This window comes from Jilunia laotingensis (assembly GCF_014385165.1).
GTDB classification, from domain to species: domain Bacteria; phylum Bacteroidota; class Bacteroidia; order Bacteroidales; family Bacteroidaceae; genus Bacteroides; species Bacteroides laotingensis.
Genome location: NZ_JACRTF010000001.1, coordinates 123145 through 139233, shown reverse-complemented (window position 1 = coordinate 139233; position 16089 = coordinate 123145). Strand labels below are relative to the sequence as shown.

General features: G+C 42.0%; 13 protein-coding genes and 1 tRNA gene. 10 read left to right on the top strand and 4 right to left on the bottom strand.

Going from position 1 to position 16089, the window contains the following annotated elements; all coding sequences use genetic code 11:
• The first annotated feature begins 48 nt into the window (after positions 1-48).
• Positions 49-921, top strand: coding sequence for a pyridoxamine kinase (locus tag H8744_RS00655; RefSeq protein WP_262432986.1), 873 nt, complete (start codon positions 49-51; stop codon positions 919-921).
• A gap of 147 nt (positions 922-1068) precedes the next feature.
• Here H8744_RS00655 and H8744_RS00650 read toward each other — a convergent pair whose 3' ends face one another.
• The 4 genes from H8744_RS00650 to H8744_RS00635 form a co-directional block, all read right to left on the bottom strand.
• Positions 1069-1515: a hypothetical protein gene (locus H8744_RS00650; protein WP_262432985.1), complete on the bottom strand. Its 447-nt coding sequence runs from the start codon at positions 1513-1515 to the stop codon at positions 1069-1071.
• Positions 1516-2176: 661 nt separating this feature from the next.
• A tRNA-Trp gene (locus H8744_RS00645) sits at positions 2177-2249 on the bottom strand.
• 64 nt (positions 2250-2313) lie between these two features.
• Complete coding sequence (locus H8744_RS00640; RefSeq protein WP_262432984.1) at positions 2314-2667, bottom strand: arsenate reductase family protein; 354 nt, start codon at positions 2665-2667, stop codon at positions 2314-2316.
• A gap of 17 nt (positions 2668-2684) precedes the next feature.
• Entirely contained in the window at positions 2685-3266 is a 582-nt protein-coding gene (locus H8744_RS00635) for a uracil-DNA glycosylase family protein (protein WP_262432983.1), read from the bottom strand.
• A 192-nt stretch (positions 3267-3458) separates the two neighbouring features.
• Here H8744_RS00635 and H8744_RS00630 point away from each other — a divergent pair, with 192 nt between their 5' ends.
• From H8744_RS00630 to H8744_RS00590, 9 genes are all read left to right on the top strand, one after another.
• Positions 3459-6560 (top strand): SusC/RagA family TonB-linked outer membrane protein, encoded by a 3102-nt coding sequence (locus tag H8744_RS00630; RefSeq protein WP_262432982.1) that lies wholly within the window; start codon positions 3459-3461, stop codon positions 6558-6560.
• A gap of 6 nt (positions 6561-6566) precedes the next feature.
• On the top strand, positions 6567-8171 hold the full coding sequence (locus tag H8744_RS00625) for a SusD/RagB family nutrient-binding outer membrane lipoprotein (protein ID WP_262432981.1): 1605 nt from the start codon (positions 6567-6569) through the stop codon (positions 8169-8171).
• 898 nt (positions 8172-9069) lie between these two features.
• On the top strand, positions 9070-9609 hold the full coding sequence (locus H8744_RS00620; protein ID WP_262436248.1) for a UpxY family transcription antiterminator: 540 nt from the start codon (positions 9070-9072) through the stop codon (positions 9607-9609).
• A 50-nt stretch (positions 9610-9659) separates the two neighbouring features.
• Positions 9660-10139 carry a UpxZ family transcription anti-terminator antagonist gene (locus tag H8744_RS00615; RefSeq protein WP_262432980.1) on the top strand — a complete coding sequence of 160 codons (480 nt, stop codon included), beginning with the start codon at positions 9660-9662 and terminating at the stop codon, positions 10137-10139.
• A 64-nt stretch (positions 10140-10203) separates the two neighbouring features.
• Entirely contained in the window at positions 10204-11685 is a 1482-nt protein-coding gene (locus tag H8744_RS00610) for a lipopolysaccharide biosynthesis protein (RefSeq protein WP_262432979.1), read from the top strand.
• Positions 11670-12779 carry a DegT/DnrJ/EryC1/StrS family aminotransferase gene (locus H8744_RS00605; RefSeq protein WP_262432978.1) on the top strand — a complete coding sequence of 370 codons (1110 nt, stop codon included), beginning with the start codon at positions 11670-11672 and terminating at the stop codon, positions 12777-12779. Before H8744_RS00610 ends, H8744_RS00605 begins: the two co-directional genes overlap by 16 nt.
• Positions 12779-13990 carry an ATP-grasp domain-containing protein gene (locus H8744_RS00600; protein WP_369410986.1) on the top strand — a complete coding sequence of 404 codons (1212 nt, stop codon included), beginning with the start codon at positions 12779-12781 and terminating at the stop codon, positions 13988-13990. Before H8744_RS00605 ends, H8744_RS00600 begins: the two co-directional genes overlap by 1 nt.
• Positions 13987-15087 (top strand): ATP-grasp domain-containing protein, encoded by a 1101-nt coding sequence (locus H8744_RS00595; protein ID WP_262432977.1) that lies wholly within the window; start codon positions 13987-13989, stop codon positions 15085-15087. Before H8744_RS00600 ends, H8744_RS00595 begins: the two co-directional genes overlap by 4 nt.
• Complete coding sequence (locus H8744_RS00590) at positions 15084-16088, top strand: NAD-dependent epimerase/dehydratase family protein (protein ID WP_262432976.1); 1005 nt, start codon at positions 15084-15086, stop codon at positions 16086-16088. The genes H8744_RS00595 and H8744_RS00590 overlap by 4 nt, the downstream gene beginning before the upstream one ends.
• Position 16089 lies beyond the last annotated feature (1 nt).

The following is a 16089-nucleotide window of genomic DNA, read 5'->3' as shown; positions in this document are numbered from 1 at the left end:
TTCATGCTTATCAATCATTTGTCACTAATTGCTTATCACTAACCTGCTATGTACGCAAATAAAGTCAAAAAAGTAGTTGCTGTTCACGATCTTTCCGGAGTAGGAAGAGTGTCGCTTACTGTTGTGATTCCAATTCTATCTTCAATGGGTTTTCAAGTTTGTCCGTTGCCGACTGCTGTGCTTTCAAGTCATACTCAATATCCGCATTTTTCTTTCCTTGACTTGACGGAGGAGATGCCGAAGATCATTTCCGAATGGAAACAGTTGGGAGTTCAGTTTGATGCTTTTTATACCGGTTATTTGGGCTCTCCGGAGCAGATACAGATTGTTTCAGATTTTATTGATGATTTCCGTCAGTCAGAGAATTTGGTGGTGGTCGATCCGGTTTTGGGGGATAATGGGAAACTTTATTCCAATTTCCATGATTCGATGGTAAAGGAGATGCGTCAATTGATAACGAAAGCTGATGTGATAACTCCCAATCTCACCGAACTATTTTATCTGCTTGACTTGCCTTATAAAGTACAGAATACGGATGAAGAACTGAAAACTTATCTTCGTGATCTTTCTGACAAAGGTCCCGAAGTTGTCATCATAACGAGTGTACCGGTGCTGAATGATATCCATAAGACTTCCGTTTATGCCTATAATCGTACCGGAAACCGATATTGGAAAATAACTTGCCCTTATTTGCCTGCGCACTATCCCGGAACAGGCGATACTTTTACAAGCGTTATTACCGGTGCTTTATTGCAAGGAGATAGTTTACCGATTGCGCTTGATCGTGCCACTCAATTCATTTTGCAGGGTATTCGTGCTACTTTTGGTTATGAATATGATAACCGAGAGGGTATCTTGCTGGAAAAGGTATTGCATAATCTCGATATGCCGATTCAGAGTAGTAGTTATGAACTAATCTGATTGCTTAATGTCATTCACGAGTAGTGAATGTTTTTCCAATAGATGTGAATCTACGTTGCAAGATGCATGAGATGTGCCAAAAAGTTGCTGTTGATTCTTTTAACTACAAGCTCTTCCTTTTGGCACAGCTGCAGGACGAAAAGTCATTTATTTTTTTAATAAATATTCCACATTACCTCTGTGGTAATTTATGATTCCTTGTATTTGCTTAATCAGATGGATATTGCCTGCCAATTGAGTCATGAATTGGAGATGCATTCCTATGGCTTCATTATTTTTAAGTCGTTTCTTAAGCTCCACATTGTTTTGTAGCATATAAACTCCGCTGGCGTTTTGTATCTCAGCTATTCCTGCATTCCATTCATGGTCTCCTATAAACTGCAGACAATTGATATACTGCCTTAATTTGCGGAATAAGTTCTTTAATTTTATAGACTCATCCAATTCTACATATTGTAGTTGAGGATTTACGATTTTGGACATCTGCAAATAGAAAGCTTTCATTTCTTCTTCCGAGGTAAAGCTGATGTGTACAAAATACTGCAATTCTTTGACGAACCGAGAATCAACGGTTGATTGGGTGTTGTTTTCCATAAATCTGAAAGTTTTTAAAGATGAATAAATTGACTTATGGGAGAAGTGAGATGATGAAAAAGCGATCCCGCCTGTCCCATTGTCGAACACCACTACATGGTATTAGGGGTACATTAACACTCCCTATGGGGGTACGGAACCGCCATATAGGAATGCCATGAACGGACATATGAATGACCGCCATGAAGCTTTGGCAGGTTTCCCTACCATGTAGTTTAAGATGTTCGACAATGCAAATATGCGATAAAAATGAATTTAAAGAAGAAAAAGGAAAGCTTTTTATGTGGTATTGGCTTTATTTTGAGAGAATATCATTAAGTCGCTTTACAACAATTTATTTTCGGTATTGGTGATAAATGTATTCTGTTATTTTGATTATGCTATCAAGCATGTACTTTTTCCGCTTCATTTTTTGCTCCAGAGGATCGTATGATTTAAAATCTATATACCAGTTTTTGCCAGTATGAAGTTTGGGCAACGTGTATGTGATTATATCACTGATTGATTCGCTTTTTCGTTTTGTTATGCACATTTTTTTCTACGTTTTTCACATTTTTAAAACGTAGCATGGTTTGATACTCAGAAAATTTATGTCCGATATTTGTCCGACCTAAAAACAGAAAATAGCCATAAGTTGTTAACTTATAGCTATCTATCCTTGCACGGGAGGAGAGGCTCGAACTCCCGACACCTGGTTTTGGAGACCAGTGCTCTACCAACTGAGCTACTCCCGTGTTTGCGGCTGCAAAGGTAGAATAATCTTCCGAATTTGCAAACGCTTCCATTAATAAGTTTCAATTATTTTAGTTTTTCCCACTCTTCCGGTTTGAATCCTACCAGCACAAAAGAATCGGTTACTACTAACGGACGTTTCACCAGTTTGCCGTTGGTCGCTAATAACTCGATCTGTTCATCTTCACTCATTCCGGGAAGTTTATCTTTGAGATTCAATTCTTTATATACCATGCCGCTTGTATTGAAAAACTTTTTCACAGGCAAGCCGCTACGGGGAATCCATGCTTTTAACTCTTCAACCGTTGGATTATCCTCCACGATCAAGCGGTTGGTAAACTCTATTTTATTTTCTGTCAGCCATTTCTTTGCCTTTTGGCAAGTACTACAGGCGGGATACTGTAAAAATACTGGTTTCATATATTATTTTAATTTAATTATAGCATTTGTAAATCCTGATACATGATACGGTATGCTGCTGCTTTCTTGTCAAGTGCTAACGGGTAGGCACGAGAAGAAGAAGGCATACGATACAATCTCATCGGGCGGTTCTCAAAAACAAATTCGGAGAAATCGCCTACTTTGGGTTCCTCTACATTGAATTGCAGACGAAGAGTGTCGGTTGCTTTCTGTCCCGTAGTAACAATTGCTTTACATTCCGGGAGAGTCTGTAGTAAAGCATGTACATCCGTTGGTTGAACCACTTCCAGATATTTGTCGGAAGCATTGTCTTGCAAACGTCGTATGGCGGAAGCTGTGTCAAACAGTGCAATTCCTTTTTCATTCAAGAAATCTATAATTCTTTCCCGACAGAAGGCTTTTTTAGATTCGTTCAGAAAATAGTCTTTGTTTTCAAAGAACAATAATCCAACGATTCGCCACATATCATTGTTCAAGTTCGGGTAGTAGAAATCCATTGACCATCTCTTCTTTTGTGGTGGGAAACTACCCAACATCAGTAAGCGTGCGTTCGAAGGAAGAAAGGGCTCTAAAGGGTGATTCTCTATTTCTATGTCCATAATTTCTCAATAACTTTAGGTCAAAGATAATCATTTTATTTAAAAGATAAAAATTAAGTGATTGCTACGACTTTGTTAAAAAAAGCGGGAATATAATTTTTTAAGTATCCTTTTTTTTAAAACGCGATTTAAACGTCGGGTATATCTTTTTTTTCATTACATTTGTCCACACATAACCAAATAAAACAGACCATGTTACACGCTACTAAAATACTTATATATGTTTTTTTAATTGTTTTTACCCCATTAGGTATAGATGATTGTTTGGCTTTGGATGTGGTATACGGTAAATGCTTATCTTCTTCAAAAAGGCTAGTGAAAGGGCGTGTTCTCGATTCTAAAAGAGAAGCACTTGTCGGAGCTACTGTCAAGGTGTCCGGAACCACTGACGGAGTGATTACTGATGTCGATGGAAAATTTTCATTATCCGTTTCTTTAGGAGCTATTCTTCAAGTGTCTTTTGTGGGATATAAAACAATGAATGTAACCGTAAATGATCAGGATGATTTTGAAATCATTTTAAATGAAGATGAAATAATGCTTGATAATGTGATTGTCACTGCATTAGGAATTGAAAAAAAAGAATCGTCCCTTTCTTACTCTGCGGTTAGCGTGAAAGGGGAGGAGTTAAGTCGGATTAAAGATCCGAATATGATTACAGCACTGACAGGGAAGGCTGCCGGTGTGCAAATTAATAAAAATTCTTCGGGACCCGGGGCTTCTGCCAAAGTCAGCATCCGGGGCATTCGTTCCGTGGCAAGTGACAATCAGCCTTTGTACGTTATCGATGGCGTACCGATGTTGAATTCTACTTCCGAGCAGGCTTATTCCGCTATCGGAGGAACGGCTAATGCCGGTAATCACGACGGGGGAGATGGAATTTCTAATTTGAATCCTGAAGATGTGGAGAGCATCAGTATCCTGAAAGGCGCCCCGGCAGCCGCTTTATATGGTAGTCAGGCTGCTAACGGTGTCATTTTGATTACTACCAAAAAGGGAGATTCTGCCGGTCAACATAAAATATCATTTTCTACCAGTCTGACATTTGATAATGCGTTTTCCTTGAATAAGATGCAGAATCGTTATGGAGTCAGCGATGTTGTTGATAGTTGGGGCGAACGTAAAAGTATGCCGGTAGAGGATAACCTGAAAGATTTTTTCCGTACAGGGGTTACTTCAATTACTTCTCTTTCAGTGAGTCATGGGAGTGAGAAACAACAGAATTATTTTTCTTATGCCAACACTACCGGGAAAGGGATTATAGAGAAAAACCGTCTGTCCAAACATAATTTGAATTTTCGTGAAACTTCCCAGATATTCGATAAACGGTTAAGACTCGATGGAAGTGTCAATGTGATGCGTCAGGTTATAAAAAATAAACCTGTTTCGGGAGGATTCTATATGAATCCATTGGTAGGGCTTTATCGTTTTCCACGCGGTCAAAATCTTTCTTATTATAAAGAACATTTTGAAACATATAATGAAGACCGAAAGCTAAATGTGCAAAACTGGCATTCTTCAATCGAGGATTTCGAGCAGAATCCCTATTGGATTGTAAATCGCATTCAAAGTAAGGAAACCCGTACAAGGGTGATTGCCTCCTTATCCGCAAATTTCAAAGTGAATCATTGGCTGAGTATTCAAGTGCGAGGGACAATGGATAACTTGAATGATAAGATGCGCCAACAGTTTTATGCATCTACAGCTCCTGCTCTGGCTGGATTGAACGGACGTTATATAGAAATGGATTTTGGTGAGATCTTATATTATGGAGATGTGATGGCAATGGTGGAAAAAAAGTGGAAGGACTTTTCTTTAAATGCTGCCATAGGTGCCAGTATTAATGATAAAACTACAAATTCTACTCGGTATGATTCTAAAACTGCTTCATTGAAATATCCGAATGTTTTTACATTGGCAAATATCATTATGGACGGTTCGGCAAGTATTGATCAGAAGATAGATGCTCATAGACAAATGCAGTCGTTTTTTGCCACAGCCCAATTGGGTTATAAGGAGAGTGTTTATATCGATCTGACTGCCCGCAATGACTGGGCATCGACTTTGGCATATACCCGGCATGAAAAGAGAGGGTTCTTTTATCCTTCAGTTGGCACTTCCATTGTCTTGAGCAGGCTGCTCTCTTTGCCCGAATGGGTGTCTTTTCTAAAGGTACGTGGTACTTTAAGTAAAGTAGGTAATGATATTCCCTTATTTATCACGAACCCCGTATCTCATGTCACGGCCGGTGGTGAAATACAAGCTAATGATGCTGCACCTTTTGAGGAGATGAAGCCTGAAATGACTTATTCTTGTGAAGCCGGTGCCGAAGGGCGCTTTTTTCAGAATCGTATTGGTGTGAATCTGACGTATTACCGGACGAATACGCGCAATCAGTTTTTCAAACTTCCAGCTTTGTCGGGTGACAAATATGCTTATCGATATGTCAATGCCGGTGATATACAGAATGAAGGCTGGGAAGTTGCATTGGATGCGGCTCCGGTGGTGAAAGCTGACTTTATATGGAAAACTACGGTGAATTTCTCTACCAATAAAAATAAGATTATTAAGCTGCATGAAGAATTGAAGGAATTTGTCTATGGGCCTACCAGCTTTTCTTCCAGTTATGCCATGAAATTAGTTAAAGGCGGTTCCATTGGCGATATTTATGGAAAGGCTTTTGTACGTGATGAGGTTGGAAATATTATTTATGAGTCAGAAGGGGATAATGCCGGAATGCCTCGGATCAAGGGAGATGGCAATACGGTAAAAGTAGGGAATGCGAATCCGGTGTTTATGTTGGGATGGAATCATACATTGACTTACAAAGGTTTCAGTCTTTATTTCTTGTTGGATTGCCGCTATGGTGGCGAAGTCCTTTCACAGACGCAAGCTGATATCGATATGTATGGGGTTTCCAAAATTACGGCTGATGCACGCGACCGGGGATTTGTCGTCTTGGAAGGTCGCCAGATAAAGGACGTGAAGAAGTTCTATAAAAGCATAGTCGGTGGTCGTGCGGGAGTTACGGAATACTATATGTATGACGCTACAAATGTACGTGTGCGTGAGTTATCGTTGACTTATCGTCTGCCAGCTCGTTGGGTCTATCAAAGTGGAGTGTTTAAAGATATACAATTATCATTCATTGGTCGTAACCTGTTTTTTATTTTTAAACAAGCGCCCTTTGATCCTGATCTGGTGCTTTCAACCGGAAACGATAACCAGGGAATCGATGTATATGGTATGCCTACTGCCCGTAGCTGGGGCTTCAGTGTTAAATGCGAATTCTGACGGATTATGAAAAAGGAATATATATTAATGATATTGTTTGCTTTTGGAGGGTTTCTGATCGCTTGTACATCTCAATTTCGAGATATGAATACGGATTTGTCGGGTATAACAGAGGAAGATTTGAAAGCGGATAATAACGATCATGGCATTCGGTTGGGTATTATCCAGCAGGGCATCTATTTTAATTATGATTACGGGAAAGGAAAGAATTGGCCTTTTCAGTTGACACAAAACTTGAATGCTGATATGTTTAGTGGCTATATGCATGATGCCAAGCCTTTGAACGGGGGAAGCCATAATTCGGATTATAATTTGCAGGATGGTTGGAATAGTGCTATGTGGGGGCATACATATGCGTATATTTTTCCGCAGATAAAGCTGTCGGAAGATTCTACCCGTAATAGTCAGCCGGCCTTTTTCGGTATTACAAAAATACTTAAAGTGGAAGTGATGCACCGTGTGACTGATTATTACGGACCGATCATTTATACACATTTTGCCGATCCTTCCGGACGTTATTTACCCGACACCCAGAAGGAAGTATACAATGAATTTTTCCATGAGTTGGATACGGCAGTGACGCTACTGACCGATTATATCCGCCAGAAACCCGAAGCAATGGAATTTGCACCGTTTGATATTTTGCTTGATGGTAAGTATACTACTTGGATACGATTTGCCAATTCTCTTCGTATGCGGCTTGCCATGCGTGTAGCGGTTGCTAATCCGGAGATTGCACGTACAGAGTTTTTAAAGGCAAAAGAAAATGAGTATGGTGTTTTTGAAAAGGGAGACGAATGTGCGGCAGTATCATCATCGGGAAGCTATTCTAATCCTTTGGGTGAATTGAATCTTGTATGGAACGAAACTTATATGAGTGCGTCTATGGAATCCATACTCAATGGATACCAAGATCCGCGAAGGGAAAGTTATTTTAAGCCCTGTGCTGCTTTGGAATTTTCGGGAGAGTATCACGGTATCCGGCAAGGCACTTGTTTTTCACATACTCGTTATGGTGCTTTGTCCAAATTGACAATCGATCAAAAGACAGATGCCGTTTTGATGACTGCAGCCGAGGTGTGGTTTCTTCGTGCGGAAGCGGCATTACGCGGGTGGACGGGAGAAGATGCCGGCTCGTGCTATGAGAGTGGAGTGAGCGCTTCTTTCTATCAGCATGGTCTTTTTAATGTTGCCGAATATTTGAATAATGACAGGTTGCCCATCGACTTTGTGGATACTTACGAACCGCAAAATAATATAGAGGCACGTTGTCATGTCTCTCCTTGTTGGGATGAAGGAGCCGACAGGGAAACGAAACTGGAAAAAATTATCACGCAGAAGTGGTTGGCGATGTTTCCCGAAGGCTGTGAAGCTTGGGCTGAACAACGTCGTACGGGATATCCGCGTCTGTTCCCTGTACGGTTCAATAATAGTCGGAATGGTTGCATCGATACTGAAACGATGATTCGTCGTCTCAATTTTCCAGGAGCATTGATGACGGAGAATGAAGAACAATATCAAGCGCTGGTAGAAGCATTGGGGGGAGAAGATAATGCGGGTACCCGTCTTTGGTGGGATAAAGGTTGGAATTTTCATGTCGATGGAAATTAATAGGTTAATGATAAATGATTAACTATGGCAAAGGTAAACTAATAATCGAAAGCAGATAGATATACTTTTTCTTAGATTATCTTATGTTACAACTAGTTTGATTCAAAATGAGTTATTTGTAAGGATAGTGCCAATATATGTAATGCCCCGTAAGATATATTCTTATGAGGCATTACATATATTGGTATCGGGTGTCTCATCTATAATTGTTGATCTAAATTTTATTTTTCAAGCTTTATTTTTATTCACAGCTATTAATAACCAATCCTTTATTTGACTTGGTTGAATTACTGTCAAATTAGAAACAGTTTTCTCTATATTTGGATATATACTTTCTTAAGATAGGTTGTGTGTGTCTAATAAGGAGGAGGGGGTACCACCTATAGATACACAAACACAAATGTATATAGAAAGTTGATAAAGGATTTTTGGAAAAAGATTGGGGAAAGTGTTTCAAAAAACGTTCGTTTAATGGCACAAAATTAAAACGTATATTCCGAACAGCAAAATATTTTGATAAATTATTTTGTTATTTAGAAAATAATAAAAGATATACATCTGTTTATCAAATATATAAATTCAAAATAATATTTTTGATATAGCACAATTATTTGTAAAAAACAGTCCAAAGAAATCTTCAAAATAAAGTGTACTATTAAACGAACGTTTTTTGAAACACTTTTTATATTCAAATACTTCGTTTACAATGAGTTGTGTGCTAAAAGTATTTTTACCCAAATTAATCCGGTACACACTTTATAATTTCCTTCATTTGCTTATCTCCTGTGATAGGGATACAAATTGAAGGCATGTGTATGAAAACACTGGAAATTCGTTTTATACACAATTGACCGGAAAACAACGCTTTGATTCCGGTGTCCCCAAAATATATTTAATAGTGAACAAATCTACTGACATACATTGGTATCCACTGCGTGTTACATATAGTCGTGAACTTCTTTTAAAAGAGTTTCTTGATTCAGATGGTGTAGAGAATTTCATTCCTATGCGTTATGAATATGTGAAAAAAGGTGACCGGAAAATTCGAAAGTTAGTACCTGTGGTTCACAATCTTGTTTTCGTTCATACGTCTTTAGAGCGCATCGAGTGCATAAAGCAGTCTCCAGGATTTTCTTTGGTCGTGCGCTATATTATTGATCGTGAAACCCATCAGCCACTCATTATCCCTGAAGTTCAGATGCGTAGCTTTATTGCTGTTTCTGGTAGTTACGAGGAACAGATCGTCTATCTTGACCCAGAAATTACGGCTCTTCAGAAAGGTGACCGTGTCCATATCACTGGTGGCATTTTTGAAGGTGTAGAAGGAATTATTCTACGTGTTAAAGGCGATCGTCGTATTGCAGTATGTATTCAAGGAGTCATGGCTGTCGCTACAGCATATGTACACCCTTCATTAATAGAAAAAATCGAGGATTGATTTTTGTCATTTCGTTTTTCATTATTCATTATTAATTTTTCATTATTCTAATGACTATACAATCACAAATTGATGTTTTGTGTGGTGTTACCCACGAGCTTCTTAATTTAGGTTTTGATGGAAATCCCATCTATTCCAATCGTTTCTGTGAACTCAATACGGAAGTTTATCGTCAGTGTGAATCACTTTATCCCTTACGTGGTTGTAACTCGGAAGAAGAAGCTCTTCTTTGTTATAATCTTTTAGCCGGTTATCATGCTACCATTTACGATAATGGTGATAAAAATCAAAAAATTCAATCTATCCTTGGTCGTTGTTGGGTGGTTCTCGGTGAACTATCTGCCTCCTTGCTTAAGTGTCAGCTTTTAGTTGCTTGCTATGGAGAAGTTTTTGATGAAAATTTAGCTGAAGAGGCCCATGCGATAATAAAAAGTTGGAATGGGAGAGTCTTGACCGAACCGGAGAGAGAGGTTTCGGAGTATTTAAATTCTTTAGAGGCTAATTCTTGCTTAGGTTGGGAAATAGAATGAATGCAATAAGGTGGAATGATGCATGCAGCTTGTATATGTTCTTCGAGTAATATTTACATGAAGTATGTCGGAATCCCTAAAAAATAAAACCGTCCGTGGAGTCGGATGGAGTTTCGTTGACAATATTGCAAGTTCGGGCGTCACCTTTCTGGTGGGCCTCGTGCTGGCCCGCCTGTTGACACCCGCGGAATACGGCATCATGGCAATGATAGCCATATTTATTGCGGTCTCGAACTCGATTGTCGACAGCGGCTTCTCCAATGCGCTGATCCGGAAGGTGCGTGTAGAGCGCGTTGATTACAATACTGTCTTTTACTTTAATCTTGCCGTCAGCGTCCTCCTTTACGTCCTGCTCTTCCTCGCTTCCCCTTCCATCAGCGTTTTCTTTAAGGAGCCGGAACTGGTGAAGGTGACAAGGGTGATAGGCTCTGTTCTTGTTATCAACGCATTGGCCATCATTCCGCGCACCGTCTTTGTCAGGGACGTCAATTTCAAGACGCAGACGAAGGTGTCCTTGATTTCCTCTGTCAGCAGTGGGGCGGTGGGCATAGTGATGGCCCTTTCGGGCATGGGGGTATGGAGTCTGGTGGGGCAGCAGCTGTCCCGGCAGTCGTTGAACTCGCTGTTCTTGTGGGTCTATTGCAAGTGGAAGCCCTCCTTGGAGTTTTCAATCGAGAGTTTCAGGGAGCTTTTCGGGTTCGGCTCCAAACTGTTGCTGTCAGGGCTATTAAGTACTGTTTATCAGAACGTCTATTATATCATAATAGGTCGTTTTTATAGCTCCTCCTTGCTGGGGCAATATACCCGTGCCGAACAATTCAATATGATCTTCTCCAGCAATTTGACATCCGTTGTCCAGCGCGTCAGCTATCCCGTCCTAAGTTCCATTCAGGAGGACCCGAAGCGCCTGCGTGAGGCTTATCGGAAAGTCATAAAAACTACAATGTTGATCACGTTTGCTTGTATGCTGGGGTTGGCCGCCGTGGCCAAGCCGCTGATTGTCATTCTGATCGGAGAAAAGTGGCTCCCTTCTGTGTATTTTCTGCAAATAATCTGTTTTTCCGGGATGCTGTACCCTCTCCATGCCATCAACTTGAATATTTTGCAGGTGAAGGGACGCTCGGATTTATTCTTGAAACTGGAGGTGATAAAGAGGATTATTGCAATAGCCCCTATATTAATAGGTGTGTTCTACGGCATTGAATATATGCTTTGGGGGAGTGTCTTCACTGCTTTTATATCTTATTTCTTGAACAGCCACTATTCGGCAAGGCTGATCGATTATCCAACAATGGATCAAATGAAAGACATACTGCCAACGTTTTTTATCTCTTCTATTGTGGCTTTTTTTATGTGGTGTGTCTCCCTGTTTGACATATCGGCATATATTCTTTTACCCATGCAGTTGTCGCTAGGAATTCTGTTGGCATTTATTATTTATGAGAAGCTTCGTCTTCCTGAATATCTCGAAGTGCGGCAACTGGTGTGTTCATTACTTCATCGGAAAAACAAATTGGATAATAAACAAATATGGACGAAAAACTAATAACAGTTACTTCTCCCCTTCTCCCTTCCTTGGACGACTTCTTACCTTACTTGCAAGACATCTGGGATCGTAAGTGGCTGACCAATAACGGTCACTACCATCAGGAGCTGGAGAAAGCCCTGTGCGAGTATTTGAAGGTGCCTTACATCAGCTTGTTTACGAACGGCACCCTTCCCCTGATGTGCGCCTTGCAGGCGCTAAGGATCACGGGTGAGGTGATCACCACCCCTTTCAGCTTTGTTGCAACCACCCATTCCTTGTGGTGGAATGGCATCAAGCCGGTGTTCGTGGATATCGACCCCGACACCTGTAACATTGATCCCGCTAAGATAGAGGCCGCTATCACTCCTAGGACGACGGCCATCATGCCGGTCCATGTCTACGGCAAGCCTTGCGATACGGAACGTATCCAGGAGATAGCCGACAAGTATGGCTTGAAGGTGATCTATGACGCCGCCCACGCCTTTGGCGTGGAGGTCGATGGCAAGTCCATATTGGAAGCCGGTGACATGTCCACCTTAAGCTTCCATGCCACAAAAGTTTATAACACGATAGAGGGGGGTGCCCTGGTTTGCCATGATGAGAAAGTCAAGCGGCGAATCGATTATCTGAAGAATTTCGGCTTTGCCGGGGAGACGACCATCGTCGCTCCCGGCATCAATGGCAAGATGGACGAAGTTCGTTCCGCCTACGGACTGTTGAATCTGAAACAGGTGGACACCGCCATCGAGGGACGCCGGCAGGTCGCGATAAAATATCGTGAAGCGTTACGCAACGTGGAAGGCGTTGGTTTTATGGAGGACATGTTGGGGGTTCGCCATAACTATTCCTATTTCCCAATATTCATTGATGCTGAAAAGTATGGGATGACACGTGACGAACTTTACTCCAGGATGAAAGGGCGCCAGGTATTGGGCCGGCGGTACTTTTATCCCCTGATAAGTGAGTTCCCTACTTATAGGGGATTGGAATCCGCCAGTCCCGACAACCTCCCCGTGGCGCATAAGGTGGCAGACAGTGTGATTTGCCTTCCCATGCATCATGATTTGGACACCGGGGCGATCAATCGTGTAATCAACCTAATTGTAAGATAGTGGAAAAGCAACAAAAGAAACTTTTGCTCCTTGGAGGATTGAGGTATCTGCTGCCCGTCATAGAATCCGCCCACCGGTTGGGCTATTACGTGATCACTTGCGACTACATTCCGGACAATATAGCTCATAAGTATTCCGATGAATATCACAATGTGAGCATCATCGATAAAGAGGCAGTGTTGGCGCTGGCCCGCGAATTGCAGATTGACGGGATCATGTCATTTGCGGTTGATCCCGGAGTCGTCACGGCTGCTTATGTGCAGGAACAGATGGGGCTGCCCGGTAATCCCTATGAATCGGTTTGCATTTTGCAGAACAAGGACCGCTTCCGTAATTTCCTCACCCAGCATGGTTTCACGGTGCCCAAGGCCAAGGGCTTTTCCTCCGTGGAGGAAGCTCTGGCTGAAAGATATTGGTATTCCTGGCCTGTAATAGTGAAACCTACCGATGCCGCAGGGAGCAAGGGGGTGACGAGGGTGGACAGGCCTGAAGATTTGGGGCCTGCCTTGGAGTCCGCCTTTGAACATTCCATTTCAAAACGCGTGATCGTCGAAGAATTTATCGAGAAGTCGGGCTGTTCCTCCGATACGGATAGTTTTTCCGTTGACGGAGAGTTAAAATTCGTTTCCTTCTCGGCCCAGCGGTTTGACGAAGGCGCCGCCAATCCGTATACCCCTTCGGCCTATAGCTGGCCCTCCACCATGACCAAGGGGCAGGAAGCCGAGTTGGCCTCCGAAATACAACGTCTGTTGTCGCTTTTGGGGATGCGAACCTCCATTTATAATATTGAAACTCGTATAGGCCGTGACGGCAGGGCCTACATCATGGAAGTGTCCCCTCGTGGCGGTGGTAACCGTTTGGCCGAGATGCTTCGTTTTGCCACGGGTGTCGATTTGATAACCAATGCAGTTCGTGCCGCAGTGGGTGACGAGGTGAGAGGTGTGGAACAGAAACCTTATAATGGATATTGGGCGGAAGTGATCCTTCATGCGGACAGGGAAGGACATTTCATACGTCTGGACATTGATGAAGAATTTTCTATATCTCATGTCGTTCAAACAGACCTTTGGGTAAAAGAGGGTGACAAGGTTTCTTCGTTTAAGGGGGCGAATGACGCCATCGGCACGCTGGTGTTGAGGTTTGACTCGGAAAAAGAGCTTATTGCCGGCATGAAAAATTTGGATGCCTTGATAACAGTTGTTGTGCAATGAAAAAAAGAATAGCCATCATAGGAGCATCCACCGGGCAATTGCCGCTTTGCAAAAAAGCTAAGGAAATGGGGTTGGAAACCTATTGTTTTGCTTGGCCTGAAGGGGCGGTATGTAAGGAATATGTTGATCATTTTATCCCAATTTCAATATTTGAGATGGATAAGATCTTCCAATATTGCCGGGATTGCAATGTGGACGGGGTTGCATCCAATGCATCTGAAGAGACCGCGCTTGTGGTATCATACGTTGCCGAGAGGCTGGGGAAGGTCTGTACGCCCTATCGAGTACTCATGAATATTCAGAATAAAGTGTTCGTCCGGCAAAAGACCAACGCTATTCCTGTTCTTGCCCAAGTAAGGTTTGAGGTCGGTCCCTTAGAAAATCTTATGTCCTCCTTTCCCCGTCCCTATGTTCTCAAACCTGTAAAAGGCGCGGCCAAGAAAGGGGTGAACTTTGTGGATCGTTCAGTGGAAAATTTATCGGTTCCTTATGACTTGAAGGATGCCACTTTCATGGCCGAAGAGTATATCGTGGGAAAAGAATATTCCGTGGAGTCCATCTCTTACAATAACCGGCATGAAGTCATCCAGATAACAGAAAAGGTAGGAACCGGGGCTCCGCATTTTGTAGAACTGGAACACCACCAACCCGCTTGTTTGCCGGTGTTTGTTGAGGAACGGATTAGGAATGTGATTCCGCTTGTCCTGTCCTCAATCGGTTTTATAAATGGAGCTTCACATACTGAAATAAAAGTGGATGATAAAAATAGTATCTATCTGATAGAAGTCAATCCGAGAGGAGGTGGGGATTATATCTCGAATGCCTTGATAAATCTGTCAACTGACTATGACTATTTGGAAAAATTGCTCCTCGTGGCTTTGGACATGTATGAACCGGTGGCGGTTCATAATATCGCGTATTCAGGCATTTATTTTCTATCAGCATATACGTCTCGCTTGTTGCCCTGTTTTGACATGCCCGAGGAGGACTGGATCGTTTTGAGGGAAAGGAGGGGCAAGGAGCTTACAGCTTCATGTTCCAACTATGATCGTAACGGTTTCATACTTTATTGCTCGAATAAAAAAATTATTTTATGATGAAAACAATTTTGGTTTTTGGTGCTACGGGCACATTGGGTGCATATGTCTCCGTTCATTTCCATAAATTGGGATATAGGGTTTTGGCGGTCGGACACAGGAAGAGTGACAACGGCTTTTTTGCAGACTATAACATACCTTATTATTCGGTGGACATTTCAAAAGCTGAGGATTTTAAGAAATTGCCAGCCGAGGGCATAAACCTGGTCGCTCATTTTGCCGGGGCCTTGCCGGCTTCTATGCGGGGCTATGATGGTTCGTTATACATTGACACTGTCATTAAGGGTACATACAACATATTGGAATTCATGAGGATGAACCACATTCCTAAAATAATTTTCCCGCAGTCTCTTTTTGATGTAAGTTACTTGTTTGGATCGAAGATACCGATACCTGCTGATTCGGAAATGAAAGCTCCCATGGATGGTGACCATGCCATGTATGTGATAGCTAAGATTGCCGCGGTCCAAATGATTGAGCATTATTATAAAGTACATGGCATAAAACGTTTTATCCTTCGTTTATCCCGTGTCTATGTCTATCATCCAAACCCTTACACGTTTACCAATGGTGAGAAAGTGATGGTGTCGGATCGTTTTTTCATGCAAAGGGCGGAAAGTGGTGAGCCCATTGTCATATGGGGTGATCCCGAGCGTCTTCTTGAGACCTGCTGTGTCGAAGATTTTTTGCAAATAGTGGAGAAATGTGCAGAGTCCCGACTTGACGGTGGATTGTATAACATAGGTAGCGGGGGCTCTACGCTTGATGAACGTATCCATGCCATTGTTGATGTGTTCTCCGATCCGGACAATAAGCCGGTTGTGACGTATGATCCGGACAAGCGTTCAGCCATGCAATTCGTCCTTGATATCAGTAAGACGAAATCCGAGCTTGGCTATGAACCACGGTACTCGTGGAAAGATTATTGTAAATGGTTTATGAATGAACGCAGGCTCCAGCGTTTTGCCAAACTGTGGGGCACGGAAGAGGATTATAAATAGA